We start from the raw sequence: 26671 nt of genomic DNA, 5'->3' as shown, positions 1-26671 counted from the left end.
CCGGAGTGTCGCGATTTACGGGCTTTTTCACCCGGTTTAAGCGTGTCATTCTTGTGAGCAAGTTCACAAGACCGCGTCGTCATTTCACATCCACTTCACCGTGGGCCATGGTGTCTGACGAGCGCCATGCGTGTTCATCGTGGTCGAAGATCGAGTTTCGAGCCGATGGGTCGCGGTGCTCGCGGCGTGTCCGGCCACCTTTCCGGTGGCGGTCGCCGCGTCATTGCCCCCGACGAAGGGAACCTTCGTGAATCGGCTCTTGAGCCGGGTCGGAGTACGAGTTGCCTCGGTCAGCCTGCTTGTCGCGGGTGCGGCCACCGGCATCTACCTCGGAACAGACCGCGAAGTTCAGCAGTCCGCCGAAGCCAGCACCGTCGCGCAGGTTGCCGCCGTCGACGACGTGATGCTGCTGAAGCAGCGCCAGGCCGAGCACGCCGCCGCGCGCGCCTCCCGCCGCGAGGCCGAGGGTGACGCCGCCGCCAAGGCCGCCACCGCGGCCAAGGTCGCCGCCGACAAGGCGCACAAGCTCGAGACGAAAGCCATCGCCAAGAAGAAGGCCGACGAGGAAGCTGCCAAGAAGAAGGCCGAGGAAGAGGCGGCCAAGAAGAAGGCCGACAGCGACGAGGACTCGGGCAGCACACCGGAGTTCACCGGCGACATCCCGGCCTCGTGCGACGAGTTCAGCGGCAACCGGGCCATCGGTTGCTCGCTCATGCTCGACGCCGGCTTCAAGATCTCCCAGTTCTCCTGCCTCGAGAAGCTGTGGAAGAAGGAAAGCGGCTGGAACCACAAGGCCACCAACCGCAGCTCGGGCGCGTACGGCATCCCGCAGGCCCTGCCGGGCAGCAAGATGGCGTCGGCCGGCAGCGACTGGAAGTCCAACCCGGCCACCCAGATCGAGTGGGGTCTCGGCTACATCGAGGGTCGCTACGGCACCCCGTGCAGCGCGTGGGGCCACTCACAGGACGTGGGTTGGTACTAAGTAGACAAGCAGTATGACGGGCCGCGCGGCGAACCCGCGCGGCCCGTTTTGCTGTGATCAAATGGGCGTATGGTCCGAAAAGCCGCTTTGCTGGCCTTGGCCGCATTGCTCCTGATCGGCGGGCAGCCCGCTCAAGCCAGTCGTGACGCCCGGACGGTCCGGCCGGTGGTCGGCGGTCTGGTGGCGCCACAGGGCAAGTTCCCGTGGGCGGTGCGGCTCTCGATGGGCTGCGGCGGGACGCTGGTCGACCCCCGGGTCGTGCTCACCGCGGGGCACTGCGTCGAGGGCACCGGCAAGAACAAGAGCATCATCGTCACCGCGGGCGTCACCGACCTCAAATCCCGTCGTGCCCAGACGGCCCGGTCGGAACGGGTGATCCGAGCCGAGGGCTTCGTCGACGAGGTCCACGGGGACGACTGGGCGGTCGTACGGCTCGACAAGCCCCTGCACCTGCCGACCCTGCCCATCGGCCGCGACGCGATCGGTGACGGGCGGTACGTGGTGATGGGCTGGGGCCAGACCCGCGAGGACTCGATCCAGCAGGAGGAGCGCCTGCACTACGCGACTGTGCCCACCGTGCCCGACGGCACCTGCGCCACGGCGTACCAGAAAATGGGTGTGGCTCTTGTGCCCGACGAGCAGCTGTGTGCCGGCTCGCCCGGCGTCGACACGTGCCAGGGCGACAGCGGCGGCCCGATGATCGGCCACGGCCGGCACGGCGAATGGGTGCAGGTGGGCATCGTGAGCTGGGGGCTGGGCTGCGCCCGGAACGGTTACCCGGGCGTCTACACCCAGCTGTCCACCTTCCGCCCCGCGATCAAGGCCGCCGTACGGAAACTGCGTTAGAACTTCAGCGTCGACGTGTCGCCGGCCGAGGATGCGGGGCGGACCCGCTTGCGGCGGAAAATGATGGCCGCGATCGCACCGCCCAGCAGGCCCAGCAGGTGGCCCTGCCACGACACGGGCTGGTCGGTCGGCAGGATGTTGTAGAGCTGGTACCAGTACAGCAAGCCGATGAAGGCGGCCACACCCAGGTTCCACCACGAACGCTCGACCAGGCCGCGGGTCAGCAGCAGGCCCAGATAGCCGAAGATGACGCCGCTGGCCCCGACGACCACGCTGTTGGGGTCGCCCACGAACCAGACGCCGAGACCGCTCACCAGCATGATCACGAAGGTCGACCAGATGAACCGCTTCGTGCCGCCGGCCAGCGCGAACGTGCCGACCAGGATCAGCGGCACGGCGTTGCCGTAGAGGTGATCCCACCCGGCGTGCAGGAACGGGCTGAACAACACGCCGTCCAGGCCGTCGATGCGGTGCGGGATGATGCCGCCGGCCACGTCGAGCTGGCCCGAGCCGATGCCGACGTCGATCGCCTCGACCAGGAAGAGCACCGGGATGACGGCGCACATGGTCACGAACGCCCGGCCCAGGGACGCGTAGAAAGCATCAGTGCCGAACTTCGCCTCGGCGTCCGCGCGTGCTTGCGCCCCGTAACTCATCATTCGATAGTTCCAGGCAACGGCAAGGCCCGCCAATGGGCGGACCCTGCCATCAGCTAGTTCTCAGATAACGGGGTCGCCGTCGCCCAGCGGTACGGTCGGCAGGTGGCCGTCGAAGTCGACGGCCGAATAGAGGGCCAGCTTCTCGAGCCGGTGGTACGAGTCGATCACCCGGATGGTGCCGCTCTTGGACCGCATGACGATCGACTGGGTGTGCGCGCCGCCCGAGCGGTAACGAACGCCCTTGAGCAGGTCGCCCGAGGTCACGCCGGTGGCCACGAAGAAGCAGTTGTCCCCGGTGACCAGGTCGTCGGTGGTGAGCACGCGGTCGAGGTCGTGCCCGGCGGCCAGCGCCTTCTCGCGCTCGGCGTCGTCGCGCGGCCACAGCTTGGCCTGGATCATGCCGCCCAGGCACTTGAGCGCGCAGGCCGCGGTGATCCCCTCGGGCGTGCCGCCGATGCCCATCAGCACGTCCACGTCGGACTCGGACCGGGCGGCCGAGATGGCCCCGGCGATGTCGCCGTCGGAGATGAACTTGATGTTGGCGCCGGCCTGGCGGACCTCTTCGACCAGCTGCGCGTGGCGCGGCCGGTCGAGGATGCAGACGGTCACGTCGTTGATGCTGGACCGCTTGGCCCGGGCGATGCGGCGCAGGTTCTCGGCCGTGCCGGCGTTGATGTCCACGACATCGGCGCAGTCCGGGCCGACGGCGATCTTCTCCATGTAGAAGACGGCGCTGGGGTCGAACATGGCGCCGCGCTCGGCCACGGCCAGCACCGCGACGGCGCCGGGCATGCCCTTGCTCATCAGCGTGGTGCCGTCGATCGGGTCCACGGCCACGTCGACCTCGGGGCCGGTGCCGTCGCCCACCTGCTCCCCGTTGAAGAGCATGGGCGCCTCGTCCTTCTCGCCCTCACCGATGACCACGGTGCCGCGCATCTGAATCGAATTGATCAGTTTGCGCATGGCGTCGACGGCGGCGCCGTCACCGCCGTTCTTGTCGCCGCGGCCGACCCAGCGGCCGGCCGCCATCGCGGCGGCCTCGGTGACGCGGACCAGATCGAGGGCGATGTTGCGGTCGAGATCCTGCGGGACCCGTGCGGGCATGGGCGCCTCCTCGCGACGTTGCGGGGCTTGGTGGGTCCACCGATCCTCACATGCCCGGACGCGCGAAGTCTCGGCTCAGCGACATGGTTAACAATGGGTGGGTGGAACCAGCCTCGCCCGCGCCCGCCCAGCCCGAAGCCGCCGCCCCCGAGCAGCCGGTGCGGCTCGCCCGCGGTTCGGAGCGTTCGCCCAAGGACATGGTGATGTCGCTGGCCGTTCTGCTGATCCCGATCGCGCTGCTGCTGACCTTCTACCGCCTCGTGCTCGACGGCGACAAGCCGGTCGCGGTCGACCCGGCGCCGACCATCCAGCAGGCGCAGCAGGCGAAGTTGTTCCCGGTGCTGGCGCCCCAGGGGCTGAGCGACGACTGGCACACGGTCAGCGCCACCTTCAAGCGGGCCGAGAACGGCGCCACCCTGCGGATCGGCTACGTCGACCCCGACAAAGACCCGATCCAGCTGGTGCAGAGCAGCGTGCCGACCGACACTCTGCTGCCGCAGGAGCTGAGCCAGGACGCCAAGCCGATCGGCACGTTCCGCGCCCAGACCGGCGTGTGGCGCCTCTACGACGCCCGCCCGGGCGAGCAGGCGCTGGTGCTGGCCGACCCGGCCCGCACGGTGGTCATCGTCGGCAAGACGGACGCCGAGAACCTGGAATCGCTGGCCGGCAGCCTGCGCTAGCCGTCGGCGCGGGCGGCGCGGGCCGCCTCGATCCGCTCGCGGGCGCCGTCGAGCCAGCGCTGGCAGACGTCGGCCAGCTTCTCGCCCCGCTCCCACAGGGCCAGCGACTCCTCCAGCGAGCTGCCGCCCTGTTCCAGCCGTTCGACGACGCCGGCCAGTTCGGTGCGCGCCTGCTCGTAACTCAACTTCTCGTCGCTCACTGCTTCTCCTCTTTCTGGACGGCGGCCCGCAGCTCACCCTCGGCCAGCCGCAGGCGGAGGACGTCGTCGACCTTCACTTCGCTCGCGGCCCGCACGACATGGCCGTCGGCGCGCTGCACGATCGCGTAGCCGCGCTGCAGCGTGGCCGCGGGGGAGAGCGCGCGCAGCCGGGCGACCGTGTGACGCAGCTCGTCGTCGGCGCGGCGCAGGCGGTGGTCGAGGCTGCGCACGGCCCGGTCGCGCAGGGCGGTCACCTCGGCCGCGCGCTGGTCGACCATCAGCTCGGGCCGGGCCAGCGAGGGGCGCGACCGCCACGACTCGATGCGGTGGCTCTCGCGTTCGACCAGGGTGAGCACCGCCCGTTCCAGGCGGCGGCGGGCCACGTCGATGAGCTGCGTCTCTTCGCCCAGGTCGGGCACGAGGCGCTTGGCCGCGTCGGTCGGGGTGGAGGCGCGCACGTCGGCCACGTAGTCGAGCAGTGGCGCGTCCGTCTCGTGGCCGATGGCGCTGACCACGGGTGTGCGGGCGCCGAACACGGCCCGGCACAGCGCCTCGTCGGAGAAGGGCAGCAGGTCTTCGACGCTGCCGCCGCCGCGGGCGATGACGATGACGTCGACCGACTCGTCGTTGTCGAGCACCTTGAGCGCGTCGAGGATCTGAGGCACCGCGGTGGGGCCCTGGACCGGCACGTTGATCACCCGGAAGTCGACCGACGGCCAGCGGCGGCGGGTGTTCATCAGCACGTCCCGCTCGGCGGCGCTGGCCCGGCCGGTGATCAGGCCGATGCGCTGAGGCAGGAAGGGCAGCCGGCGCTTGCGCTCGCGGGCGAACAGGCCCTCGGCGGCGAGCAGCTTTTTCAGCCTTTCGAGGCGGGCCAGCAGCTCGCCCAGGCCGACCTGGCGGATCTCGTCGGCCCGCAGGCTGAGCGAGCCCCGGGCCGGATAGAACTCGGGCTTGGCGTGCAGGGTGACCCGGGCGCCCTCGGCCAGCCCGGGCGCGCCCGCGTCGAGCACGTCACGGTGGGCGGTGACGGTGAGGCTGAGGTCGGCCGAAGGGTCGCGCAGGGTCAGGAAGACCACCGTGGAGCCGGGCCGCCGGCTGATCTGGGCGACCTGGCCGTCGACCCAGACCCAGCCCAGCTTGGCGATCCAGGCGCCGACCTTCTGACTGACGACGCGGACGGGCCAGGGCTCCTCGGGGGAGCTCTTGGGGGCCGCGCTCGGCTCGGGCTGACTCACCCGGCCAGACTACGGAAGCCCTACGACATTTCCCGCGCTGCCCGCCGCCGCGCCTCAGCCCGGGACATTGCGCTCCTCGGCGCTGCGGTCGGTGGTGTTCCGCGCCTCGGCGTGGCCCGGAGCGACCGTCTGCGGCGCCTGCGGCCGGGGCGGTGCCGCCGCGTGGCGACCGGGCCGGAGCCGGGTGACCGCGACCATCACGATGAATCCGGCGCACAGCCAGAAGAGCAGGTCGGCCACCGAGCGGGCCAGGTCGAACCGCCAGCCGCCGGGGTCGCGGGCCAGCATCGTGAACGGAAACCCGTGCCGTACGGCGTACCCGCGCGAACAGCAGGCCACGCTCAGCGCCGGGAGCGCGCTGACCACCAGCCCCAGCCCGGCGACCAGGCCACCGGCCAGCCCGGCGAGGCGGGTCGGCCGGCCGACGCGGCGGCCCGCGCCCAGCAGAAGCAGCCCGGTGAGCAGCAGCATGACGTGAAATGCGATGTACGAGACGTCGGTGAGGCCCATGGCCAGGTCGAGCACGCCCAGGGCCACGCAGGCCCACCCTGCGATCAGCCGCAGGGTGGCCCCGGCCGAGGCGATGAAGCCGGGCTCGTCGTCCTCCGCAACCTCAGGCATGGGACCGAGTATCCAGCCGGGGACCGTCACCCCACCGGCGATTCGCTTTCTTCGCCCGGACGGATCGGGCCCGGCCGACCAGCACCCCGGCCACCACCAGCAGCAGACCCACGTACGAGAAGAGCAGCAGGTCGGCCGCGAGCGAGGCCAGGTCGGCCGACCAACTGGAGGACTGGGCCACGCGGAACGCCGTCTCGGGATCGTCGGCCAGGCCGCCCCGGCTCGCCCAGTGGAAGGGCCAGCCGCGTTCGGTGATGTACGCGAACTCGCAGCACTGGCGGGAGCTCTCGACGGCCAGCCCGGCTGCCGTGCCGGCCAAGGCGAACCCGCTCATCACGACCGCCGTGACCCGGCGCGGCAGCCGGATGCGGTGCGGCATGAGCAGCACCAGGCCGCCCGCCGCGAGCACCGTGCCGACCCCGGCGTCGAGCGCCGCCGTCGACACGTGCAGGTTGAGCAGGATCCAGGTCAGGCCGCCGACCAGCGACAACGCGCCCAGGATGAACCGCAGCGCCCGCCCGGTGACCACCCACCAGGGCGCCAATTCGACCGTCTTGTCCCTTTGCTGCGCGTCAGGCATCCGACGAGTATCCCGACCGGCCGCCGTCCGGTCGAGCCCCTGTGCGTGGCCTGTGGACAACGCTCTGTGGCACAGATCGCAGCCGGGCGACTGGGGGCCGGTGGCACGTACCATGGCCGGGTGAGCGATCCACGGAAGCGTGTCCTGCTGGCCAAGCCGCGCGGCTACTGCGCGGGCGTCGACCGTGCGGTCCAGACGGTCGAAGAGGCGTTGAAGCTCTACGGCGCCCCGGTCTATGTGCGCAAGCAGATCGTGCACAACAAACACGTGGTCAGCACGCTCGAGGCCCGCGGCGCGATCTTCGTGGAAGAGAACGAAGAGGTGCCCGAGGGCTCGACTGTCGTGTTCTCGGCCCACGGCGTCGCGCCCGAGGTGCACGAGCAGGCCAAGGCCCGCAACCTCAAGGCGATCGACGCCACCTGCCCGCTGGTGACCAAGGTGCACCACGAGGCCAAGCGCTTCGCCAAGGACGACTACGACATCCTGCTCATCGGTCACGAGGGCCACGAAGAGGTCATCGGCACCTCCGGCGAGGCTCCGGCGCACATCCAGCTCGTCGACGGCCCCGACTCGGTCGACAGCGTCGTCGTGCGCGACCCGTCCAAGGTCGTCTGGCTGTCGCAGACCACGCTCTCGGTCGACGAGACGATGGAGACCGTGGCCCGCCTCAAGACCCGGCTGCCGCTGCTGCAGTCGCCTCCGAGCGACGACATCTGCTACGCCACCTCGAACCGCCAGCACGTGGTCAAAGAGATCGCACCCGAGTGCGACGTCGTGATCGTCGTCGGCTCGGCCAACTCCTCCAATTCCGTACGCCTGGTCGAGGTCGCGCTCAACGCCGGCGCCCGCGCCGGGCACCTGGTCGACTACGCCTCCGAGATCCAGGACGAGTGGCTCGAGGGCGCCACCACGGTCGGCGTCTCGTCGGGCGCCAGCGTCCCCGAAGACCTGGTCATGGAGGTTCTGGGCCACCTGGCCACGCGCGGCTTCGGCGAGGTCACCGAGTACACCACCACCGAGGAACGCCTGACCTTCTCGCTCCCGCAGGAACTCCGCCGCGACATGAAGGCTGCTGAGGCTGCGAAGGCCTAACGCGGCTCAAGCAGTTCCGGGGCTTGCGGCTGGCGGGGGGCTACTTCGAGCTGGGCCGGGGTGGGGATCTCGTCGTCCGAGACGCCCATTTCGGCCAGCCGCCGGGCGCTGACCAGCACGCGAGCCTCCAAAGAGCCAACTGCTTTGTTGTACGCGGTGACGGCCCCGCCGAGCGAGGCGCCCAGCTTGCCCACGTGGTCGCCGAGCGTGGAGAGCCGCGCATAGAGCTCGCGAGCCACGCTGTGCACCTCGACCGCGTTGCGCGCCAGCTCCTCCTGGCGCCACGAGAAGGCCACCGTGCGCAGCAGCGCGATGAGCGTGGCCGGGGTGGCCAGCACGATGTTGCGGCGGAAGGCGTGCTCCATCAGCGTCGCGTCGTGCCGCAGGGCCACGTCGAGGAACGGGTCGGCCGGCACGAAGAGCACCACGAAGTCGGGCGCCGACTCGAACGCCGTCCAGTACTGCTTGGCCGCCAGCGCGTCGATGTGTGCGCGCAGGTGGCGGGCGTGCTGGTCGAGGTAGCCGTCGCGACTGCGCTCGTCGCGGGCCTCCAGGGCCGACAGGTAGGCCTCCAGAGGCGCCTTGGCGTCGACCACCACGGTCCGGCCGCCGTGCAGACGAACGATCAAATCGGGGCGTACGCCGGAATTGTCGGTTACCGCCGTGACCTGCTCAGCAAAGTCACAGTGTTCCAGCAGGCCGGCCGCTTCGACGATGCGGCGCAGCTGGTGCTCGCCCCAGCGGCCCCGCGTCTGCGGTGTCCGCAGGGCCGCCACCAGCTGCTTGGTCTCGGTGCGGAGCTCGCCCGAGACGGCGCTCATGGCTCGTACCTGCTCGCGCAGTTCGGCGTAGGCGTCGACCCGCTCCCGCTCCAGCTCAGCGACCCTTTCCTCGTAGCGGCGCAGGGTCTCGTGCAGGGGCGCGACGGCCCGGGCCACCGCCTCTTGCGATTGAGCCGTGGCCTCGTACGACAAAGAGCGCAGCGACTGCTCGAGCCTCTCCTCGCCGTCCGCGCGGGCCTGCACGGTCGCCTCGAGCCGGGCGATGTCGGCCGCCGCCCGCAACCGGGCTGTGAGCCAGCCGAGAGCGGCCCCGGCGGCCAGGCAGACAAGCACTACGACCAGCGTCGAAACAGTCACATACCGGAGATTGCCAGACCGGGGTTTCGCGCATCGCGAGGGTACCGTTGAAACATGAGCGTGTTGCTGATTCTGGGCATCGTCATCGTCGTCCTTCTCGTGATCGTCCTGGCCCGTCGCAACGGCGCCGCCTCGCAGCAGACCCGGCTGGAGGACGCGCGCGCCGAGGCTCAGCGGTGGTACGAGCGGCTGGGCGGTCAGCTGATGAACCTGCACGGCAACGACGACGCGGCCCGGCAGGCGCTCTCCGACGCGGGCGAGCGCTACAACGCCGCCGGCGGCCAGTTGCAGCAGGCCAACACCGTGCGCCAGTTCGAGCTGGCTCGCGAGTCGGCGCTCGAGGGCCTGCAGTACGTACGGGCGGCGCGCACCGCCATGGGCATCGACCCCGGCCCCGAGCTGCCCGCGCTGGCCTCGGCCCAGGGTGTGGGCCAGCTGACCAAGGAGCGCGAGGTCAACGTGCAGGGCCACAGCTACAAGGCGGGTCCGCAGCCCGGTGCCGACACGCCGTACTACTACCCCGGCGGCCGCGTCCAGGGCCGCCCGGTGCCCGCCGGCTGGTATTCGACCCCGGTCTGGAAGACGGCGCTCGGCGCCGGCGCCGGTGTGCTCGGCGGCATGCTGATCTTCGACGCGCTGCTCTCGCCCGGCTTCGGCGACATGGGCTACGGCGACGGCTTCTCCGACGGCTACGCCGACGCCGCGCAGGACTTCGGCGGTGGCGACATGGGCGGCAGCGACTTCGGCGGCGACATGGGTGGCGGCTGGGACGGCGGCGGCGACTTCGACTTCTGATCCGCCGCGCCGCGGGTGATCAGCTCGCGGCGTCGTCGGACGGTAGGTGTTTGGCCAGCTCGCGGCGCAGCCGGCGCGGGCTGGGCCACACCTCGCTGAGGTCAGCCGTGAACGACTGCCCGTCCGGGGTCTCGGCCATGGCCGGCGGGCCTGCTTCCTCACCCTGCACCGGGTGCACGCTGTCCAAGTCGACCGGCGTCACCTCCAGCAGGTTTTTGAAACCCTGCCGGCGTACGGTCACGTGCTTGATGTCGGCCCAGGCCAGCATGATCGGGTCGCTCTCCTGGGCCGCCAGTTCCAGCCCGGCCGACGAGATCCGCACCCACGTGCGCAGTGAGCCCCGCGTCGAATAGGCGTAGGCGCCGGCCGCGAGCGCCGCGACCACCGCCGCCTGCGCCGCAGTCTGCCACCAGCGATTGCCCGCCCCGCCCTCGCCCAGCAGCGCGACGAGCGGCGCCACCAGGGCGAACGACACCATCAACAGCAGAAAGAGCGCGAGGAACGTCCGCACCGGCGACGACTTGAACAGCACGGCGTCGCGGGCGGGCGCCTCGACCTGCTCGGGCGCGATCGACATGCCTTCATGCTGCCCTGCCGGAAGCCCCGGCTCCGGCGATTTCGCCAGAGCCGAGCCGCCTTGCCTCGTCCGCCGCGCCCAGCCCGAGCCGGTTGCCACTCCTCTGCCGCGCCCGGCCCGCGGACGGGCCGAGCGCGGCGTCGGGTCAGAACGCGCTGGCGATCACCAATTCGGGCGTGCGGCCCGGCAGGGTGTCGAGCTTGGCGATCTTGCCGGCCGCTTTGAGGTCGTCCTCGACCAGGGCCAGCCTTTCCAGCACCTCGACCGGCCCCAGCGCCTCGGCCAGCGGCACCTCGGCCTTCATCGACAGCTTGCGGTCGGACTTGGCCCGCCGGACCTGCCGCAGCGCGTCACCGGCCAGGTCGAGAAGGGTTGCGTCACCCTCGCCGGCCACCCGGGTCAGCTCGTACGGCGTGGGCCAGGTCGACTTGTGCACCGAGCCGTACCGCCACCACGACCAGACCTCTTCCGTGACGTACGGCAGGAACGGCGCGAACAGCCGCAGCAGCACCGACAGCCCGGCCGCCAGCGCCGCCCGGGCCGAGTCGGCCGCCGGACCGGTCGCGTACGCCCGCTCCTTGACCAGCTCGATGTAGTCGTCGCAGAACGTCCAGAAGAACGCCTCGGTCGCCTGCAGCGCGTCGGTGTGGTCGTAGCGGTCGAACGCCTCGGTCGCCGTGGTCACGACGGTCGCCAGCCGGGCCAGCATCGCCCGGTCGAGCGGTTCGGTGACCGGCTGCCGCAGCGCCTCGGCCGCGCCCAGCGCGAGCGCGAACTTCGACGCGTTCAGGATCTTGGTGGCCAGCCGGCGGCCGACCTTGATCTGGGCCGGGTCGAAGGCCAGGTCGGCGCCGGGCCGCCCGTTGGCCGCCCAGTAGCGGACGGCGTCCGAGCCGTTCTGCTCGAGCAGGGCCATCGGCGTGACGACGTTGCCCTTGGACTTCGCCATCTTCTTGCGGTCGGGGTCGAGGATCCAGCCCGACAGGACCGCCGAGCGCCACGGCAGGACGCCGTTCTCGAGGTCGGCTCGCAGGACCGTGGAGAACAGCCAGGTGCGGATGATCTCGTGAGCCTGCGGCCGGTGATCCATCGGGAAGACGCGGCGGAACAGATCCTCGTCGTCGTGCCACCCGCCGACGATCTGCGGGGTCAGCGACGACGTGGCCCAGGTGTCCATGACGTCGGGGTCGGCCGTGAAGCCGCCCGGGACGTCGCGCTGGGACTCGTCGAAGCCGGGCGGGCACTCCGAGGAGGGGTCGACCGGCAGTGACGATTCATCCGGTATGAGAAGCTTGTCGTAGTCCGGTTCGCCAGCGTCGTCGAGCCGGTACCAGATCGGGATGGGCACGCCGAAGAACCGCTGCCGGCTGACCAGCCAGTCGCCGGTCAGGCCGTTGACCCAGTGCTCGTAGCGGTGCCGCATGTGCTCGGGGAACCAGCGCAGCTCCCGGCCGCGCTCGATCATCTTTTCGCGGATGCGCTCGTCCCGGCCGCCGTTGCGGAAGAACCACTGCCGGCTCGTGACGATCTCGAGCGGCGAGTCGCCCTTCTCGTAGAACTTGACCGGGTGGGTGATCGGCTTTGGCTCGCCCAGCAGGTCACCGGTCTCGGTGAGGATCCGGACGATCTCGCGCCGGGCCGCGTTGACGGTCAGGCCGGCGAAGTCGCGGTAGGCCGCGTCGGAGACCCCGTCCGGGCGGTCGGGCAGGAACCGGCCGTCGCGCCCCAGCACGACCCTGGTCTCGAGTTGCAGGTCGCGCCACCAGATGACGTCGGTCAGGTCGCCGAACGTGCAGACCATCGCGATGCCGGTGCCCTTGTCCTTCGCGGCCAGCGGATGGGCGAAGACGGGGACCTCGACGTCGAAGTACGGCGTGCGGACCGTGCTCAGGCCCTCGTAGCGCTCGTCGCCCGGGTGGTAGACCAGCGCGACACAAGCCGGCAGCAGCTCGGGCCGCGTGGTATCGACCTCGACCGGACCGTCCGAGCCGTGGAACCGCAGCCGGTGGTAGGCGCCGGGGCGTTCCCGGTCTTCCAGCTCGGCCTGGGCGACCGCGGTGCGGAAGCCGACATCCCACAGCGTCGGCGCCTCGGCCGTGTACGCCTCGCCTCGGGCCAGATTGTTGAGGAAGGCCCGCTGCGAGACGGCCTGGGACCGCCGCCCGATCGTCGTGTACTGCAGGGCCCAGTCGACCGAGAGCCCGAGGTGCCGCCACAGCGCCTCGAACGCCTTCTCGTCCTCGGCCGTCAGCCGGCCGCACAGCTCGACGAAGTTACGCCGGCTGACCGACAGTGGCTGCTTGGGCGCGGCGGCCGGTGGCTCCCACTGCGGGTCGTAGGGGAGTGCCGGGTCGCAACGGACCCCGTACACGACCTGGACCCGCCGCTCGGTCGGCAGGCCGTTGTCGTCCCACCCCATCGGGTAGAAAACGCTCTTGCCGCGCATGCGCTGGAACCGCGCGACGGTGTCGGTGTGCGTGTACGAGAAGACGTGCCCCATGTGCAGCTCGCCCGATACGGTCGGCGGAGGCGTGTCGATCGCGTATACATCCGCCCGCTCCTTCGAGCGGTCGAACGCATACGTGCCCTCCTCCTGCCAGGTGCGCGCCCACTTGTCCTCGAGGCCGTCCAGCGACGGCCGCTCGGGGAGACCGGCGCGCCCGGTCGTTCCCGTATCAGTCATGGCTGAATGCTACGGCGGCGACCGGGCGACGGCCGACCGATATAGGTCACGCCGCGTGCCCGCGGCCCCGCGGTCACGCCGCGGCTTCGTGGTCGAGCAGCAGGCGCTTGACCGGCAGCCCCCAGCGGTAGCCGCCGAGCGACCCGTCGAGCCGCAGCACCCGGTGACACGGGGTGAACAGCGCGACCGGGTTGCGCGAGCAAGCCGTGGCCGCGGCCCGGATGGCCGCCGGGCGCCCGCTGAGCCGTGCGAACTCCGAATAGGTGACCGGAGCGCCCGGCTTGATCTCGCGCATGACCTGCCACGCGTGGCGCAGGTATTCGCCGCCGCTGTACTGCTCGACCACCACGGCGTCGAGGGCACTGCGGTCACCGTCGAAGTAGGACTTCACGTGGCCGATGACCGGGCCGACGTCGTCGGCGGACTCGATCGGCTCGCGCAGGCGGGGGTGGATCAGGTCGACGAGCTCGGACACCTCGGGCGTGAAGCCGGCGGCGCGGACGGCGCCGGTGCCGGTGACGACCACGGTGAGCGGGCCGGCCTTGGTGTCGACGGTTCGGTGCTTCAACATCGCTTCCTCCAGGGGGTTGCGACACAGCCTGGCCCGTCGCGGGCGGCCGTGGGAAAGATCTTGCTGGGCTGTGGATAACTACGCGGCCCGCCAGAGCCGGACAAGGGCGTAACTCCGCCACGGGCGCCACTTCCCGGCGTACGCGGAAAGGGTTTTGACCTGGTCGGGCAGCCCGAGAGCACGGGCACCGCGGCGGGCGGCCAGGTCGGTGGCGAGGAAGACGTCGGGGTCGCCGATCGCCCGCATGGCGACGTAGCCGGCTGTCCACAGGCCTATCCCAGGAATGTCGGTCAGGCGCGCTACTGTCTCTTCGCGATCGGCGCCGGGGTTCAGATCGAGCTTCCCGTCGGCCACCGCGTTCGCCAGTTGCCTGATGGTCTCGCGCCGGGCCGCGGGCATCCCGAACGCGCTGTCCGGCAGGTCGGCCACCTGGGCCGCCGCGGGAAAGCCGACAAGACCGTCGGCCGCACGGAACGGCCGGATCAGGCGGCTCAGCGTGGTGCGCGCCCCCGTGACGCTCACCTGCTGCCCGATGATCGCGCGCACGGCCATCTCGAAGCCGTCCACCGCGCGCGGCACCCGGACGCCCGGTTCCGCCCGCACGCTCGCCGCCAGCGCGGGGTCGGCGCCCAGGGTGGCGTCGACCGCCTCGGGGTCCGCGTCCAGGTCGAAGAGCCGCCGGCAACGGGCCACGGCCGGCGCCAGGTCGCGCACGTCGCTGAGTCGCAGCGTGGCCGAGACCCAGCGGTCGGCCGGGCTGAGCGAGACGGTCGCGCTCCCGTGCGGCAGGGTCAGACCCCGGCGGTACGTGTTTCCGTCGCGCGCCTCGATGCCGGGGAGCGCCCGCGTCTCGAGGAAGTCGAGCAGCGCCGGAGCGTGCAGCGGCGACCGGTAGGCGAGCCGCAGGTTGATTGTGCCCGGCTCGCTAACCGTGACCTTCCGGCGCTCGCGCAGCGTGCTCGGCGCCTGCGCATAGACCTCGAGGATCGTGTCGTTGAACTGCCGCACGCTGCCGAAACCGGCGGCGAACGCGATCTCGGCCTGGCCCAGGTCGGTGGTCTCGATGAGGATGCGGGCGGTCTGCGCGCGCTGCGCCCGGGCCAGGGCGAGCGGGCCGGCGCCCAGCTCCGCGGTGAGCAGCCGGTTGAGGTGTCGTTCGGTGTAGCCGAGGCGACTGGCCAGGCCCGGTACGCCGTCCCGGTCGACGACGCCGTCGCCGATCAGCCGCATCGCCCGCCCGACCAGGTCGGCCCGCACGTCCCACTCCGGGGAGCCGGGTGCGGCGTCGGGCCGGCACCGCTTGCAGGCGCGGAAGCCGGCCCGCTGGGCGGCGGCCGCGCTCGGAAAGAAGCGCACGTTCTCGCGCTTCGGGGTCATCGCCGGGCAGGACGGCCGGCAGTAGATGCCGGTGCTGGTCACCGCGGTGCAGAACCAGCCGTCGAAGCGCTGGTCCCGGCTGTCCACGGCGCGGTAGCACCGCTCGAAGTCCAGTTCCATGGGAAGAAGTCTGCTCTCCGGACGGGTGCCCTGGCTGGCGGGATTCGGACATCGCCATGCCATGTCAACTTCGGTTGACGACGGTCGAGTCGTCAACTACGGTTGACACATGAAGACGAAGACGGCAACCGACATCCGCTACCGCACCTACGGCTCCGGCGGCCCCAAGATCGTTCTGCTGCACGGCGGCATGCAGACGTCCCGCAACTTCACCCGGCTGGCCGGCGAGCTGGCCACCACGTTCACGGTCTACGTGCCCGATCGGCGCGGACGCGGCTACAGCGGCCCGGCCGGCGACGGCTACGGCCTGCGCACCGAGATCGACGACCTCGCAGCCGTCCTCGACGAAACCGGCGCGGGCAACGTCTTCGGGCTCAGCTCCGGCGCCGTGATCGCGTTGCAGGCCGCCCTCGAGCTGGCGGCCATCCGCCGGCTGGCGCTCTACGAGCCGCCCGTTCCGCACGACGGGACGAATCCGGTCGCGTGGCGGCCCCGCTTCGAGAAAGAACTGGCCGCGGGGCGTACGGCGGCCGCCTTCGTGACCACCCTGAAGGGCACTGGCGACCTGCGCTTCGCGCCGCGCGCGGTGCTCACCCCGCTGGTGCGGCTCGGCATGCGGCTCGACGCGCGCGAAAACCGGCCGGCCGACTACACGCCGTTCGGGCGGCTGGTGCCGACCATGCGCCAGGACGCGACGGTGGTCGAGGAATCGGCGGGGCCGCTGACCCGGTTCTGCGCGGTCGAAGCCGAGACGCTCCTGCTGGGTGGCGAGCGCTCCCCGGCGTACCTGAAAAAGGTCTTGAACGGCCTGGAACCCGTGCTGCCGCACGTGCGGCGGGTGACGCTGAGCGGCGTGGGACATCTCGCGGCGGACAACCGGGGCAAGCCGGAACTCGTCGCGGCGGAACTGCGGAAGTTCTTCCGGTGAGGCTTGCGTAGACTGGCGTTCCGTGAGCCTCACCATCGGAATCGTCGGCCTGCCCAACGTCGGCAAGAGCACCCTGTTCAACGCCCTGACCAAGAACGACGTGCTCGCCGCGAACTACCCGTTCGCGACGATCGAGCCCAACGTCGGCGTGGTCGGGCTGCCCGACGAGCGGCTGACCGCACTCGCCTCGCTGTTCAACAGCGAGAAGATCATTCCGGCTCCGGTGAGCTTCGTCGACATCGCCGGCCTGGTCCGCGGCGCGTCCAAGGGTCAGGGCCGCGGCAACGCGTTCCTCGCCAACATCCGCGACGCCTCGGCCATCTGCCAGGTCGTCCGCGCCTTCAGCGACCCCAACGTGCTGCACGTCGACGGCAAGGTCTCACCGGCCGACGACATCGAGACGATCAACACCGAGCTCATCCTGGCCGACCTGCAGACGGTCGAGAAGGCGCTGCCCCGCCTGCAGAAAGAGGCCAAGCTCAAGAAGGACCGCGCCCCCGCGGTGGCGGCCGCCGAGGCCGCGTTCAAGCTGCTCAACGACGGCGTCACGCTGCACTCCGGGGCCAAGGCGGCGGGCATCGACGTCGACCTGCTGGGCGAGCTGCACCTGCTGACGACCAAACCTTTCCTGTACGTCTTCAACGTCGACGAGGCCGAGCTGAACAACGCCGCGTTCCTCGACGAGCTGCGCGCCCTGGTCGCCCCGGCCGAGGCCGTGTTCATGGACGCGAAGATCGAGTCCGAGCTGATCGACCTGCCGCCGGACGAGGCGCAGGAACTGCTCGAGTCCACCGGCCAGACCGAGCCCGGCCTCGACCAGCTGATCCGGGTCGGCTTCAACACGCTGGGCCTGCAGACCTACCTGACGGCCGGCCCCAAGGAAGCACGGGCCTGGGTCATCCCGGTCGGCGCGACGGCCCCCGAGGCGGCCGGCGTCATCCACAGCGACTTCCAGCGCGGCTTCATCAAGGCCGAGATCGTCAGCTTCGACGACCTGATGACCGCCGGCTCCATGGCGGCGGCCAAGGCCGCCGGCAAGGTCCGCATGGAGGGCAAGGACTACATCATGAAAGACGGCGACGTCGTCGAGTTCCGCTTCAACGTCTGACCGCGTCGGGGCCCAGCTCAGCCATTGCGGCCGGGCACCAACTTTCTGAGGTCAAGTTCGATCGGGAACGGCACACCGGTGCTTAGCCCGTTCCGGTGGATGCCGGTCGGCGCGTACGAACGGGTTGGTTCGTCGAGTTCGTATGCGTGAACGACTGGCACCTCGTCCTCATCCTCGACGCGCCAGTAGCTCGGGATACCGGCTTCCGCGTATTTGCGCAGCTTGACTGTGCGGTCGCGGTGGGCTGACTCCGGCGAGACGACCTCGACAACTAGCAGCACCTGGTCGGGCGTGAAAAAGGTTCGATCCGGCTCGTAAAGCGCCGTCGTCGCCAGAAGATCGGATTCCGGACGGTTCCGATTGTCGAGCCTGATGGTCATCTCGCGCTCGATCTCGATACCGGGCGGCGCTTGCTCGGCGAGGGCAACCACCAAGGCCGTGACGATCCGGGCATGCCAGGAGCGCTGGGGGGACATCATGAAGACGAGCGCTCCATCGATCAATTCGGTATGACGTGGCGCTTCGGGCAGGTGGTCGAGATCGTCGGCGAACCAGCCCTCCGGGCGGGGCGGATGCATCCACTCGGGCACCGCGGTCATAGCTGTCACGGTAGCAACGCCTGACCGATCGTGACGACGGAGCGGGCGCCCTCGCCTCGGGACATCTGGTCGAAGGCGTCGGGGACTTCGGCCAGGGTGATGCGGTTGGTGATGAGGTGGTTCAGGGACAGGCGGCCCGTGAGGACGTCTTCGGCCAGGCGGGGGATCTCCAGGTCGGGGTCGGCTGAGCCGTAGACCGAGGAACGCAGGGTTCGTGCGGACGAGAAGATGTCCAGGGCGGACAGTTGCACCAGGTCGTCGTTCGAGCCCATGCCGACGACCGTGACCTGGCCGCCGCGGCGGGTGGCTCGCCAGGCGGCTCGGATGGTGGCGGCGCGGCCGACGCACTCGAAGGCGTGGTCGGCGCCGCGGCCCGAGGTGCGGGTGCGGATCTCTTTCGACAGCGCGTCCGACGAGACCACGAAGTCGGTGGCGCCGGCCGCCTCGGCCAGGCCCTTCTTGGCCTCGGAGACGTCGACTGCGATCACGTCCGACGCGCCGGCGGCCCGGGCTGCCGCGACCACGGACAGGCCGACGCCGCCCAGGCCGATCACCACGACCGACTCGCCGGAGCGGACCCGGGCCGTGTTGCGCACGGCGCCCGCCCCGGTCAGCACGCCGCAGCTGAGCAGGGCCGCCACCTCGAACTCGAGGGCCGACGGCACCTTGATCACGGCGTTCTCGGGCGCGACCACCTGCTCGGCGAAGGCGCCCAGGCCGAGCGCCACGTGCACCGGCTCGTCGTCGAGGGTCACGCCGTTCTCGAGCGAGGCCACGCCGGACGACGTCGAGCACAGCCACGGTTCGCCGTTCTCGCAGAACCAGCAGGTGCGGCAGGCCGGCTGCCAGTTGAGCACCACGCGATCGCCCACGGCGGCCCGGGTCACGTTGGCGCCGACCTCGACCACCTCGCCGGCCGCCTCGTGACCCAGCACCAGCGGGTACGACGGGCGGATGGTGCCGTTCACCATGGACAGATCGGAGTGGCACACCCCGGCCGCGCGCACCGCGACCCGTACCTGGCCCGGCCCCACCTCGGGCCGGCGGAGCTCGGCGACTGAGGGCCGGGCGCCGGCCGACTGGAGCACCAAACCGTTGTAGTAGGCCGTCATCGCTGGATCGCCTTCACTTGCTGGAACTCGGACAGGCCGAACTCGCCCAGTTCGCGGCCCACACCGGACTGCTTGTAGCCGCCGAACGGCGCGACCGGGTTGAACGAGCCGCCGTTGACGTCGACCTGGCCCGTGCGCAGCCGCCGGGCCACCGCGAGCGCCCGCTCGTCGGACCCCCAGACGCCGCCGGCCAGGCCGTACTTCGAGTTGTTGGCGATCGCGACCGCCTCGTCGTCGGACGCGAACGGGATGATCGACAGCACCGGCCCGAAGATCTCTTCCTGGGCGAGTTCGCTGGCCGGGTCGACGTCGGCGAACACGGTCGGCGCCACGAAGTGTCCCTTCGCCGGAAGCGAGGGATCGCCGGTCACCCGCCGGGCGGTGGCCCGCTCGACGAAGCCGAGCACGCGGTCACGCTGAGCCTTCGAGACCAGCGGGCCGAGCCGGGTGTTCTCGTCGAAAGGATCGCCGACCGTGTAGCCGTCGGCCGTCTTGGCGGCCAGTGCGACCGCCTCGTCGTAGTGGCTGCGGTGCACCAACATACGAGTCCAGGCGGTGCACGTCTGGCCCGAGTTGAGGAACGCGTTGCCCACGCCCACCTTCACGGCCCGGGTCACGTCGGCGTCCTCGAGGATGATGTTGGCCGACTTGCCGCCCAGCTCGAGCGCGACCTTGGCGATGCGGTCGGCCGCGGCGTGGGTGATGGCCCGGCCGGTGGCCGTCGAGCCGGTGAACGAGACCATGTCGACGTCGGGGTGCCCGGCGATCGCGGCCCCGACCACCGGGCCGGTGCCGGTCACCACGTTGAGCACGCCGGCCGGGACGCCGGCCTCGTCGGCCGCGTCGACCAGCAGGAACGCGACGAGCGGGGTGAGCTCGCTCGGCTTGAGCACGACCGTGCAGCCCGCGGCAAGGGCGGCCGCGACCTTGGCCACCACCTGATGCAGCGGGTAGTTCCACGGGGTGATCGCCCCGACGACGCCGATCGGCTCGTGTTCGATCAGGGAGTTGCCGATGGTGCGCTCCGACACCGGTCGAGCGGCCAGATCGGCGTACGAACGAAGGACCGCAAGCGGCAGACCGGCCTGGACCGCCTTGGCGATCTTCAGGGGCGCGCCCAGTTCGAGCCCGACCGTCTCGGCGATCTTGGCGGCACGCGAGGAAAGGGAGGCGTGCAGCCGATCGAGCACTTCGGCCCGGGAGGAAGAGGCAGCCCAGCCCGGGAAGGCGGCCCGGGCCGCGGCGACCGCGCGATCGACGTCGGCCGCGGTGCCCGCCGGCACGTGGCCCAGCACCTCTTCGGTGGCGGGATTTTCCACCGCGATGGTCTCGGTGGAGGCGGGCGGAACCCACTCCCCGCCGATGTAGAGGTGCGGCCGGTCGAACGATGTCATCAGCGGGTCCCCATCTCGTATCGGGCCGTCAGGCCGGTGATCAGCAGGTCCAGTCCGAGTTCGAACGCGCCCTCGTCCACGGCTTCATGATGCTCCGCCAGACGGGGTGCGTGCCGAAGGTGTGGATAACGTTCGTAGAGATCGGGATCGACGTCGAAGCCGAGCGCGAACGACCCGAGCGACGAGCCCGTGACCAGGTAGCGCATCAGCGCGCCGACATGGGTGGCGCGGGCGTACGAGAATCCGGCGTCCACCAGCGCGCCGTACACGGCCTCGGCCATCGCCAGCGACGCCGGCCGCCGGCCGGGCCCCTGAGCCAGTACGGGGACGACGTTCGGGTGTTCGCTGAGGACCCGTCGGTAGGAGTGGGCCCATCGCCGCAGCGCCTCGTCCCACGGCGCACTGCCGAAGGCCGACAAATCGACATGCGCGATCACCGAGTCGGCCACCGCGTCCAAAATGTCGGCTTTAGTGGGGAAGTGGTTGTAGAGCGAAGGCCCCTGGACGCCCAGTTCCGTGGCCAGCCGCCGCACCGAGAGCGCGTCCAGCCCTTCGGCATCGACCAGGGCAGACGCCACTTCGACGATCTTCTCCCTGGTCAGCAGAACCTGCCGAGGCCGCGCCATCGATAACCCCCCGGAAAAATCTGCACTGGACGCGCTAAAACTTACACCGCTAGTTTACGAGACATGGACTTCTCGCTCACCGACGAGGAACGCGCGATTCGCGACACCGCCCGCCAGTTCATCACTCGCGAGGTCATGCCGCTCGAACAAGAGGCGCTGCTGCGCGAGCGCCGCCACGAGCCCGGCCTGGATCGCAGCGAACTGCGCGAGCTGCAACAGAAGGCCAAGAAGTTCGGCTTCTGGGGTCTGTCCACACCGGAGGAGTACGGCGGCATGGACCTGCCGGCCGTGCTGCAGTCGCTGATCTGGACCGAGGTGGGCCGCACCTTCGTGCAGTTCAAGTTCGGCGGCGAGGCCGACAACATCCTGTACTACGCCAATGAGCAGCAGAAGCAGGAGTTCCTGATCCCCACCATCGAGGGCGACCGGATCTCGTGCTTCGCGATCACCGAGCCCGGCGCCGGCTCCGACGCGGCGAACATCAAGCTCAGCGCCCGCCAGGACGGCGACGACTGGATCCTCAACGGCGAGAAGACCTTCATCACGAACGGCAACGACGCCGACTTCGTGATCGTGGTCGCGGTGACCGACAAGGAGAAGGGCGTGCGCGGCGGCGGCACCACGGCCTTCCTGGTCGACCGCGAGATGGGCTGGCGCTCCGAGTTCATCCAGACCATGGGCGAGGGCGGCCCGGCGTCGCTCATTTTCGACGACGTACGAGTTCCCGCGCGCAACATCCTGGGCGAGATCGGCCAAGGCTTCGAGCTGGGCATGAAGTGGATCGGCAAGGGCCGTTACCTCATCCCGTCCAACGCCCTGGGCATCGCCGAGCGGTCCTTGGGCATGGCCATCGAGTACGCCAACACGCGCGAGACATTCGGCCGGAAGATCGGTGAGAACCAGGCCATCCAGTGGATGATCGCCGATTCCGAGGTCGAGCTCGAGGCGGCCCGCTGGCTCATCCTGCGCGCGGCCTGGACCGTCGACCAGGGCGAGGACCCGCGGCACGCGTCGTCGATGGCCAAGCTGTACGGCGCCCAGATGGTCAACAACGTGGTCGACCGGGTCATGCAGATTCACGGCGGAATGGGCTACACCCGCGAGCTTCCGATCGAACGGTGGTACCGCCAGGTGCGACTCATGCGTATCTATGAAGGTACCGATGAGATGCAGCGTCTGATCATCTCCCGCGACCTGCTCCGCGGGTACACCAAGATCGGAGGTCACCTGGCATGACGCAGTTGTCGCTCGCCACCGTTCTGGCCGAGTCGGCTCGCAAGTATCCCGACAAGATCGCCGTGATCGACAGCCTCACCACCGAGCGCATCACCTACAAAGACCTGTGGCAACAAACGCTTGCGTACGCCGGGGGCCTCAAAGCCCAAGGCATCGGACCGGGTGACGTGGTCGCCGTCCAGATCCCCAACCTGGCCGACTTCCCCCGGGTCTATTACGCCGTACTCGCGGCCGGCGCCACGATCGTGCCGATGCACCTCCTCCTCACGCCCGAGGAGAACGCGTACGTCCTGAAGGACAGCGGCGCGAAGCTGCTCGTCGCCCACTCCAGTCAGCTCGAGAACGCCGTGGCTGCGGCCAAGGTGGCCGACATCCCGGTCGTCTCGGTCGGCCCGGCCGTCCCCGGAGTCGCGCGGCTGGAGGAGGCAGAGGGCAAGCCACTACGAACGTACGAAAGCCGCGAAGCCGAGGACGTGGCCGTCGTCTTCTATACGAGCGGCACCACCGGCAAACCCAAGGGCGCGCTGCTCACCCACCTCAACCTCGTGATGAACACGATGGTCAACGTCTTCGACATCCACGACCTGAACGACGACGACATCGTGATGGGCTGCCTGCCGCTGTTCCACACGTTCGGCCAGACCGTGGGCATGAACGGCACGTTCCGGCTGGGCGGAACGATCGTGCTGATGGCCCGCTTCACCGGCGAGGCCGCGATCCAGCTCATGGTCCGCGAAAACGTCACCATTTTCCACGGCGTGCCGACCATGTACATCGGCCTGCTCGAGGCCGCGGGCAAGGCCGACAAGCTGCCCGACCTGCGGCTCTGCGTCTCCGGCGGGGCGTCGCTGCCGGTGGCCGTGCTAGAGAAGTTCAACGAGGTCTTCCACGCGACGATCTACGAGGGCTACGGCCTCTCGGAGACGTCGCCCACGGCGACCACCAACCAGCCCGCGTTCGGCACGAAGCCGGGCACCATCGGCCACCCGATCTGGGGTGTCGAGGTCGAGATCGCCCGGCCCGAGATCGACGAGCGGATCGAGCTGATGGAGACCGGTGAGCTGGGGGAGATCGTCATCCGCGGCCACAACGTCTTCGCCGGCTACCTGAACAATCCGTCGGCGACGGCCGAGGCGGTGGTCGACGGCTGGTTCCGTACGGGTGACCTGGGCACCAAGGACGAGGCGGGCTTCATCACGATCGTCGACCGGAAGAAAGACCTGGTCATCCGGGGTGGCTTCAATGTCTATCCGCGTGAGGTGGAGGAAGCGCTGGCCCGTCACCCGGCCGTGCAGCAGGTGGCGGTGATCGGCGTGCCCGACCCGGTGCACGGCGAGGAGATCTGCGCGGTGGTGGTGGCCGACCCGGGCGGCATCACGGCCGAGGAACTGATCGAGTGGTCGCGCGAGAAGCTCGGCAAGCACAAATATCCGCGGCAGATCCGGTTCGCCGAGCAGCTCCCGCTCGGGCCGAGCTTCAAGGTGCTCAAGCGGGAACTGCGCAAGACGTACGGGTCTTAAGTCAGCCCAGCAGGGCCGGGAGCTCGGCGACGATCGGTTTGTCCGCGGGCAGCCAGTGCACGCTGTCCAGCTCGTCCTTGGCGAGCCAGCGCATGGACGAGTGCTCCAGCGCCCGCGGCACGTCGCCCTCCAGCAGGCGTACGGCGAAGACCCGCAGCACAGCCCGGCCGTGCGCCAGTGAGACGTCCGGCCCGACCCGGTCGCCGACCTCGACGCGTACGCCCAGTTCCTCGGCGCACTCGCGGGCTAACGCCTCTTCGTCGGTTTCGCCTGGTTCGACCTTTCCGCCGGGAAACTCCCATCGGCCGGCGACCTCGGCCGGTGCGGACCGCTCGCACGCCAGAACGCGCCCATCAGTGATGATCACTGCGGCAACGATTACTTTGCGTGACTTCGTGTCCCTGACGTGCTGTTTCGGCGGCATGAAACAAGAGCTTCCCACAACAGTTTACCGTTCAGGTTGCCCGAGGCGTCCTGATCGTCACGCAAACACGGATATGTGGGCGTGGACATGATTGTCGCGGGAGGCAACACTTGTGGCACCGACCATGACGACACGGCGACAGTTTGGCCACAAGCCGGCAACGACGCCTAGGGGGTGCGGCGATGCGGGTCAGAAAACAACGGGTGCGCTCCGACTACCTCAGCGATGCTCTGACGCTGCTGAGCGGTTGGACGCAGGACGGCGTCCAGCTCAAGCGTGAGCTGGCATGCGACGACAGTCAGCATGCCGCATTGACCGAACGAATCAAGGTGGCGGCGGACACTCTGCGCATACGCCCCAGCATTCGGCGAACCGACGGTCACACTCAGATCTGTCTGGGCGATCGCGACGGCGAGACGCTCACCGACGGTGAGGTCGCCCTCGCGGCCCGGATCGAGGATTTCTACCGCACGGTCACCGCTCCGCATAGCCCTTGATCGCTACCCTCGCGACATGAGCGAAGTGATTTACGACAGCAAGGGCCAGCTCCAGCAGATCGAGAGCGGCCTGCTGGACGGTGAGCAGATCATCGCCGTGTACGACGCGGTGGGGGCCGGCACCGGCTTCATCGGGCTGACCAACCGGCGCATCATCATCCAGGACAAGTCGTTCGTCGGGAAGCGCGTCGCGATCACGAGCATCCCGTACTCGAAGGTCAGCAGCGTCAGCGTCGTGAGCAACAAGAGCTGGGCCGGTCAGTTCTTCTCCACCGGCACCATCGCGATCACCGTCGGCCAGCACATCTACGAGGTCGAGTTCCGCGGCTCCGAGAAGACCCACCACGTGCACAACGTGATCCTGCACTACGCCAGCTAGAGCACCCTGGTGGGCAGCGGCGTCTCGGTCACCGAGCCGTCCGCGGCCCGGTTGAGCTCGTAGCCCAGCGGGCCGGGCCGGTCGGCCACCACCTCGCTCAGCGTGGTGCCGCGATAGACCAGCCCGGCGCCGTCGTCGGTGGCGTAGCCGTCGCCCAGCGTGCCGTCGGCGATCAGCTCGTGCATCTTGGGCCGCCGCTGCTCCTCGGCGTCGTAGTGCACGCCGTTCGAGTACGGCAGCCAGCCCAGACCGTCGGTGAAGCCGCGCAGCTCGGGCCCGAAGCTGTCGGTGCTGCCGCCCTGGTGCCAGCAGATCGAACCGGCCGAGACGCCGCCCAGCACGATCCCCGACTGCCAGGCCTCGTGCAGAATCTCGTCGACGCCGTGCACCCGCCACACCGCGCACAGGTTGGCCACGCTGCCCCCGTGCACCCAGATGATGTCCTGGTCGAGCAGATGGGCGCGGATGTCGGCCACGTTCGGCATCGGGAACAGCTGCAGGTGCGAGGCCACGAACTCGGTGCCGGCGAACGCGGCGTAGTGCGCGCCGATGGTGGCGGCCGGGTCGCCGCTGGCCTGGGTCAGGAAGCAGATGCGGGGCCGGGTGGCCTGGGCCAGTTCGGCCGCGAACCGGTGGATGCGGCCCGGGCGCCAGGCGAAATCGCCGAACCGGCCGACCTCGAAGAACGCGCTGGTGGCCAGGATGGTGGGCTCGTCGGCGGTCACCGCACCATCATGGTGCACGCGTCGGTGGTGTCGAGCGCGAGGTCGGCCGCGATGTCGATGGCCAGGCGCAGGCGCAGCGGATCGCCCTCCAGCGCGGCGAAGGCCTGGTCGACCCGCTCGGCGAAACGTTCCGGGGCGCCGGGCAGGGCGGCGGTCGCGGCCACGGCGCCCTTCTCGTTGATCAGCCACCGTCCGGCCGCGCCGTGCAGGGCGTGCGCGCACACGCCGACCAGCCGGAACAGGCAGCCGGCGACAAAGGCGGTGTCGGCCCGGGGCAGCCCCTTGCGCGCGATCGCGACCAGGAAGTCGGCCTCCCACAGTCCCGCGATCAAGGCCTGGGACAGCGCCGGCGGGTAGGGCTGCAGGCTGCTCCGCAGGCGGGCCAGCTCGCCGGTGGGGTCGCTCAAAATCTTTCCCACAGCCAATTCCCCCGCGTACGCGTGATCGGCGAACCCGAGTGGGTGGCCGCCCTGCTGGTGGAACTCGTAGCGGCCCTGCCCGACGTCGGTGCACACCGTGCGTACGCGATCGAGGTCTCGATAGATGAAGTCGAGCGCCCCGCCGTCCACCTTGAGCCACCCCCCGCCGTCGACCCACGGCCCCCAGCCGCCGGGCTCGGTGACCTGCGCCGTGGGGCCGCTCAGGGAACGGGCCACCGCCCCGAGGCGGTCGACGTCGAGGGGAGCGCGGTAGTAGATGCCGAGGTCGGTGTCCGACTCGGGCGTGTGCGTGCCGCGAGCCCGGCTGCCGCCCAGCACGACGCCGACGACCCCGGGCACCCGCACGACCTCGGCGGCGATCCCGGCCAGCCGGGCGTCGCTCAGCGTCATCGCCGCGCCCCCTCTTCGGCCGGCCGGGC

29 protein-coding genes are annotated in these 26671 nt (G+C 70.0%); 11 read left to right on the top strand and 18 right to left on the bottom strand.

The annotated features are described in order from the left end of the window. The first annotated feature begins 247 nt into the window (after nucleotides 1-247). Nucleotides 248-982 carry an aggregation-promoting factor C-terminal-like domain-containing protein gene (locus OWR29_RS22445; protein ID WP_267565036.1) on the top strand — a complete coding sequence of 245 codons (735 nt, stop codon included), beginning with the start codon at nucleotides 248-250 and terminating at the stop codon, nucleotides 980-982. A 69-nt stretch (nucleotides 983-1051) separates the two neighbouring features. After that, nucleotides 1052-1828, top strand: coding sequence for a S1 family serine peptidase (locus OWR29_RS22440; RefSeq protein ID WP_267565035.1), 777 nt, complete (start codon nucleotides 1052-1054; stop codon nucleotides 1826-1828). Here OWR29_RS22440 and OWR29_RS22435 read toward each other — a convergent pair. Further along, nucleotides 1825-2484, bottom strand: a complete 660-nt coding sequence (locus OWR29_RS22435; RefSeq protein WP_267565034.1) for a rhomboid family intramembrane serine protease — start codon at nucleotides 2482-2484, stop codon at nucleotides 1825-1827. The genes OWR29_RS22440 and OWR29_RS22435 overlap by 4 nt on opposite strands. A gap of 63 nt (nucleotides 2485-2547) precedes the next feature. Then, complete coding sequence (glpX, locus tag OWR29_RS22430) at nucleotides 2548-3591, bottom strand: class II fructose-bisphosphatase (protein ID WP_267565033.1); 1044 nt, start codon at nucleotides 3589-3591, stop codon at nucleotides 2548-2550. Nucleotides 3592-3692: 101 nt separating this feature from the next. On the opposite strand from glpX, the gene OWR29_RS22425 reads away from it, so the two are divergent. Then, nucleotides 3693-4271 (top strand): DUF4245 domain-containing protein, encoded by a 579-nt coding sequence (locus tag OWR29_RS22425; protein WP_267565032.1) that lies wholly within the window; start codon nucleotides 3693-3695, stop codon nucleotides 4269-4271. On the opposite strand, the gene OWR29_RS22420 is transcribed toward OWR29_RS22425, so the two are convergent. The 4 genes from OWR29_RS22420 to OWR29_RS22405 are packed head-to-tail and all read right to left on the bottom strand — an operon-like array spanning nucleotide 4268 to nucleotide 6910. Beyond that, the gene (locus OWR29_RS22420) at nucleotides 4268-4471 is read right to left on the bottom strand and encodes an exodeoxyribonuclease VII small subunit (protein ID WP_267565030.1); all 204 of its coding nucleotides are present in this window, start codon (nucleotides 4469-4471) and stop codon (nucleotides 4268-4270) included. The two genes, OWR29_RS22425 and OWR29_RS22420, sit on opposite strands and share 4 nt — an antisense overlap. Next, a complete protein-coding gene (gene xseA / locus OWR29_RS22415; RefSeq protein ID WP_267565029.1) occupies nucleotides 4468-5709 on the bottom strand; it encodes an exodeoxyribonuclease VII large subunit in 1242 nt (413 codons plus the stop codon). The genes OWR29_RS22420 and xseA overlap by 4 nt, the downstream gene beginning before the upstream one ends. Nucleotides 5710-5763: 54 nt before the next feature. After that, on the bottom strand, nucleotides 5764-6330 hold the full coding sequence (locus OWR29_RS22410; RefSeq protein ID WP_267565028.1) for a hypothetical protein: 567 nt from the start codon (nucleotides 6328-6330) through the stop codon (nucleotides 5764-5766). Next, nucleotides 6323-6910: a hypothetical protein gene (locus OWR29_RS22405; RefSeq protein WP_267565027.1), complete on the bottom strand. Its 588-nt coding sequence runs from the start codon at nucleotides 6908-6910 to the stop codon at nucleotides 6323-6325. Before OWR29_RS22405 ends, OWR29_RS22410 begins: the two co-directional genes overlap by 8 nt. Before the next feature lie 90 nt (nucleotides 6911-7000). Between OWR29_RS22405 and OWR29_RS22400 the strand changes: the two genes are divergently transcribed. Continuing rightward, complete coding sequence (locus tag OWR29_RS22400; protein WP_267565133.1) at nucleotides 7001-8002, top strand: 4-hydroxy-3-methylbut-2-enyl diphosphate reductase; 1002 nt, start codon at nucleotides 7001-7003, stop codon at nucleotides 8000-8002. On the opposite strand, the gene OWR29_RS22395 is transcribed toward OWR29_RS22400, so the two are convergent. Then, nucleotides 7999-9141, bottom strand: a complete 1143-nt coding sequence (locus OWR29_RS22395; protein WP_267565026.1) for a DNA recombination protein RmuC — start codon at nucleotides 9139-9141, stop codon at nucleotides 7999-8001. The genes OWR29_RS22400 and OWR29_RS22395 overlap by 4 nt on opposite strands. A gap of 54 nt (nucleotides 9142-9195) precedes the next feature. On the opposite strand from OWR29_RS22395, the gene OWR29_RS22390 reads away from it, so the two are divergent. Beyond that, on the top strand, nucleotides 9196-9936 hold the full coding sequence (locus OWR29_RS22390) for a hypothetical protein (RefSeq protein WP_267565025.1): 741 nt from the start codon (nucleotides 9196-9198) through the stop codon (nucleotides 9934-9936). A 19-nt stretch (nucleotides 9937-9955) separates the two neighbouring features. On the opposite strand, the gene OWR29_RS22385 is transcribed toward OWR29_RS22390, so the two are convergent. The 4 genes from OWR29_RS22385 to OWR29_RS22370 form a co-directional block, all read right to left on the bottom strand. Then, nucleotides 9956-10513, bottom strand: a complete 558-nt coding sequence (locus tag OWR29_RS22385) for a hypothetical protein (RefSeq protein ID WP_267565024.1) — start codon at nucleotides 10511-10513, stop codon at nucleotides 9956-9958. A 145-nt stretch (nucleotides 10514-10658) separates the two neighbouring features. Next, nucleotides 10659-13196, bottom strand: coding sequence for a valine--tRNA ligase (valS, locus tag OWR29_RS22380; protein ID WP_267565023.1), 2538 nt, complete (start codon nucleotides 13194-13196; stop codon nucleotides 10659-10661). A gap of 73 nt (nucleotides 13197-13269) precedes the next feature. Then, nucleotides 13270-13767, bottom strand: coding sequence for a methylated-DNA--[protein]-cysteine S-methyltransferase (locus OWR29_RS22375; RefSeq protein WP_267565022.1), 498 nt, complete (start codon nucleotides 13765-13767; stop codon nucleotides 13270-13272). 78 nt (nucleotides 13768-13845) lie between these two features. Then, complete coding sequence (locus OWR29_RS22370) at nucleotides 13846-15264, bottom strand: DNA-3-methyladenine glycosylase 2 family protein (RefSeq protein ID WP_267565020.1); 1419 nt, start codon at nucleotides 15262-15264, stop codon at nucleotides 13846-13848. A gap of 109 nt (nucleotides 15265-15373) precedes the next feature. Here OWR29_RS22370 and OWR29_RS22365 point away from each other — a divergent pair, with 109 nt between their 5' ends. After that, complete coding sequence (locus OWR29_RS22365) at nucleotides 15374-16192, top strand: alpha/beta fold hydrolase (RefSeq protein WP_267565019.1); 819 nt, start codon at nucleotides 15374-15376, stop codon at nucleotides 16190-16192. Between the two features lie 22 nt (nucleotides 16193-16214). Next, a complete protein-coding gene (gene ychF / locus OWR29_RS22360; RefSeq protein ID WP_267565018.1) occupies nucleotides 16215-17300 on the top strand; it encodes a redox-regulated ATPase YchF in 1086 nt (361 codons plus the stop codon). 17 nt (nucleotides 17301-17317) lie between these two features. Here ychF and OWR29_RS22355 read toward each other — a convergent pair whose 3' ends face one another. The 4 genes from OWR29_RS22355 to OWR29_RS22340 are packed head-to-tail and all read right to left on the bottom strand — an operon-like array spanning nucleotide 17318 to nucleotide 21031. Next, entirely contained in the window at nucleotides 17318-17899 is a 582-nt protein-coding gene (locus OWR29_RS22355; RefSeq protein ID WP_267565017.1) for a Uma2 family endonuclease, read from the bottom strand. A 5-nt stretch (nucleotides 17900-17904) separates the two neighbouring features. Continuing rightward, a complete protein-coding gene (locus OWR29_RS22350) occupies nucleotides 17905-19011 on the bottom strand; it encodes an alcohol dehydrogenase catalytic domain-containing protein (RefSeq protein WP_267565016.1) in 1107 nt (368 codons plus the stop codon). Further along, entirely contained in the window at nucleotides 19008-20405 is a 1398-nt protein-coding gene (locus tag OWR29_RS22345) for an aldehyde dehydrogenase family protein (protein ID WP_267565015.1), read from the bottom strand. Before OWR29_RS22345 ends, OWR29_RS22350 begins: the two co-directional genes overlap by 4 nt. Beyond that, entirely contained in the window at nucleotides 20405-21031 is a 627-nt protein-coding gene (locus OWR29_RS22340) for a TetR/AcrR family transcriptional regulator C-terminal domain-containing protein (RefSeq protein WP_267565014.1), read from the bottom strand. Before OWR29_RS22340 ends, OWR29_RS22345 begins: the two co-directional genes overlap by 1 nt. Before the next feature lie 63 nt (nucleotides 21032-21094). On the opposite strand from OWR29_RS22340, the gene OWR29_RS22335 reads away from it, so the two are divergent. Then, nucleotides 21095-22267, top strand: a complete 1173-nt coding sequence (locus OWR29_RS22335; RefSeq protein WP_267565013.1) for an acyl-CoA dehydrogenase family protein — start codon at nucleotides 21095-21097, stop codon at nucleotides 22265-22267. Continuing rightward, the gene (locus OWR29_RS22330) at nucleotides 22264-23787 is read left to right on the top strand and encodes a long-chain-fatty-acid--CoA ligase (protein ID WP_267565012.1); all 1524 of its coding nucleotides are present in this window, start codon (nucleotides 22264-22266) and stop codon (nucleotides 23785-23787) included. Before OWR29_RS22335 ends, OWR29_RS22330 begins: the two co-directional genes overlap by 4 nt. 1 nt (nucleotide 23788) lies before the next feature. Here OWR29_RS22330 and OWR29_RS22325 read toward each other — a convergent pair whose 3' ends face one another. Further along, nucleotides 23789-24211: a (deoxy)nucleoside triphosphate pyrophosphohydrolase gene (locus OWR29_RS22325; protein WP_267565011.1), complete on the bottom strand. Its 423-nt coding sequence runs from the start codon at nucleotides 24209-24211 to the stop codon at nucleotides 23789-23791. 182 nt (nucleotides 24212-24393) lie between these two features. Here OWR29_RS22325 and OWR29_RS22320 point away from each other — a divergent pair, with 182 nt between their 5' ends. Further along, nucleotides 24394-24708, top strand: coding sequence for a 4a-hydroxytetrahydrobiopterin dehydratase (locus tag OWR29_RS22320; RefSeq protein ID WP_267565010.1), 315 nt, complete (start codon nucleotides 24394-24396; stop codon nucleotides 24706-24708). A gap of 16 nt (nucleotides 24709-24724) precedes the next feature. After that, the gene (locus OWR29_RS22315) at nucleotides 24725-25087 is read left to right on the top strand and encodes a PH domain-containing protein (protein ID WP_267565009.1); all 363 of its coding nucleotides are present in this window, start codon (nucleotides 24725-24727) and stop codon (nucleotides 25085-25087) included. Here OWR29_RS22315 and OWR29_RS22310 read toward each other — a convergent pair. Together OWR29_RS22310 and OWR29_RS22305 are read right to left on the bottom strand one after the other, a co-directional pair. Next, nucleotides 25084-25812: a Type 1 glutamine amidotransferase-like domain-containing protein gene (locus OWR29_RS22310; RefSeq protein ID WP_267565008.1), complete on the bottom strand. Its 729-nt coding sequence runs from the start codon at nucleotides 25810-25812 to the stop codon at nucleotides 25084-25086. The two genes, OWR29_RS22315 and OWR29_RS22310, sit on opposite strands and share 4 nt — an antisense overlap. Next, nucleotides 25809-26642: a nucleotidyltransferase domain-containing protein gene (locus tag OWR29_RS22305; protein ID WP_267565007.1), complete on the bottom strand. Its 834-nt coding sequence runs from the start codon at nucleotides 26640-26642 to the stop codon at nucleotides 25809-25811. The genes OWR29_RS22310 and OWR29_RS22305 overlap by 4 nt, the downstream gene beginning before the upstream one ends. Nucleotides 26643-26671: the final 29 nt, after the last annotated feature.

The organism is Paractinoplanes pyxinae (assembly GCF_026626335.1).
GTDB classification, from domain to species: Bacteria; Actinomycetota; Actinomycetes; order Mycobacteriales; family Micromonosporaceae; genus Actinoplanes; species Actinoplanes pyxinae.
This window is presented reverse-complemented; position numbering and strand designations above follow the sequence as displayed.

What these genes read in the sequence shown, in the direction of transcription:
- valS (WP_267565023.1), bottom strand. Translation starts at nt 13,196, where the DNA reads ATGACTGATACGGGAACGACCGGGCGCGCCGGTCTCCCCGAGCGGCCG.
- OWR29_RS22350 (WP_267565016.1), bottom strand. Translation starts at nt 19,011, where the DNA reads ATGACGGCCTACTACAACGGTTTGGTGCTCCAGTCGGCCGGCGCCCGG.
- OWR29_RS22440 (WP_267565035.1), top strand. Translation starts at nt 1,052, where the DNA reads ATGGTCCGAAAAGCCGCTTTGCTGGCCTTGGCCGCATTGCTCCTGATC.
- OWR29_RS22340 (WP_267565014.1), bottom strand. Translation starts at nt 21,031, where the DNA reads ATGGCGCGGCCTCGGCAGGTTCTGCTGACCAGGGAGAAGATCGTCGAA.
- OWR29_RS22345 (WP_267565015.1), bottom strand. Translation starts at nt 20,405, where the DNA reads ATGACATCGTTCGACCGGCCGCACCTCTACATCGGCGGGGAGTGGGTT.
- OWR29_RS22325 (WP_267565011.1), bottom strand. Translation starts at nt 24,211, where the DNA reads ATGCCGCCGAAACAGCACGTCAGGGACACGAAGTCACGCAAAGTAATC.
- OWR29_RS22410 (WP_267565028.1), bottom strand. Translation starts at nt 6,330, where the DNA reads ATGCCTGAGGTTGCGGAGGACGACGAGCCCGGCTTCATCGCCTCGGCC.
- OWR29_RS22335 (WP_267565013.1), top strand. Translation starts at nt 21,095, where the DNA reads ATGGACTTCTCGCTCACCGACGAGGAACGCGCGATTCGCGACACCGCC.
- OWR29_RS22365 (WP_267565019.1), top strand. Translation starts at nt 15,374, where the DNA reads ATGAAGACGAAGACGGCAACCGACATCCGCTACCGCACCTACGGCTCC.
- OWR29_RS22435 (WP_267565034.1), bottom strand. Translation starts at nt 2,484, where the DNA reads ATGAGTTACGGGGCGCAAGCACGCGCGGACGCCGAGGCGAAGTTCGGC.
- glpX (WP_267565033.1), bottom strand. Translation starts at nt 3,591, where the DNA reads ATGCCCGCACGGGTCCCGCAGGATCTCGACCGCAACATCGCCCTCGAT.
- OWR29_RS22330 (WP_267565012.1), top strand. Translation starts at nt 22,264, where the DNA reads ATGACGCAGTTGTCGCTCGCCACCGTTCTGGCCGAGTCGGCTCGCAAG.
- OWR29_RS22305 (WP_267565007.1), bottom strand. Translation starts at nt 26,642, where the DNA reads ATGACGCTGAGCGACGCCCGGCTGGCCGGGATCGCCGCCGAGGTCGTG.
- OWR29_RS22315 (WP_267565009.1), top strand. Translation starts at nt 24,725, where the DNA reads ATGAGCGAAGTGATTTACGACAGCAAGGGCCAGCTCCAGCAGATCGAG.
- OWR29_RS22320 (WP_267565010.1), top strand. Translation starts at nt 24,394, where the DNA reads ATGCGGGTCAGAAAACAACGGGTGCGCTCCGACTACCTCAGCGATGCT.
- OWR29_RS22385 (WP_267565024.1), bottom strand. Translation starts at nt 10,513, where the DNA reads ATGTCGATCGCGCCCGAGCAGGTCGAGGCGCCCGCCCGCGACGCCGTG.
- OWR29_RS22375 (WP_267565022.1), bottom strand. Translation starts at nt 13,767, where the DNA reads ATGTTGAAGCACCGAACCGTCGACACCAAGGCCGGCCCGCTCACCGTG.
- OWR29_RS22355 (WP_267565017.1), bottom strand. Translation starts at nt 17,899, where the DNA reads ATGACCGCGGTGCCCGAGTGGATGCATCCGCCCCGCCCGGAGGGCTGG.
- OWR29_RS22390 (WP_267565025.1), top strand. Translation starts at nt 9,196, where the DNA reads ATGAGCGTGTTGCTGATTCTGGGCATCGTCATCGTCGTCCTTCTCGTG.
- OWR29_RS22370 (WP_267565020.1), bottom strand. Translation starts at nt 15,264, where the DNA reads ATGGAACTGGACTTCGAGCGGTGCTACCGCGCCGTGGACAGCCGGGAC.
- OWR29_RS22405 (WP_267565027.1), bottom strand. Translation starts at nt 6,910, where the DNA reads ATGCCTGACGCGCAGCAAAGGGACAAGACGGTCGAATTGGCGCCCTGG.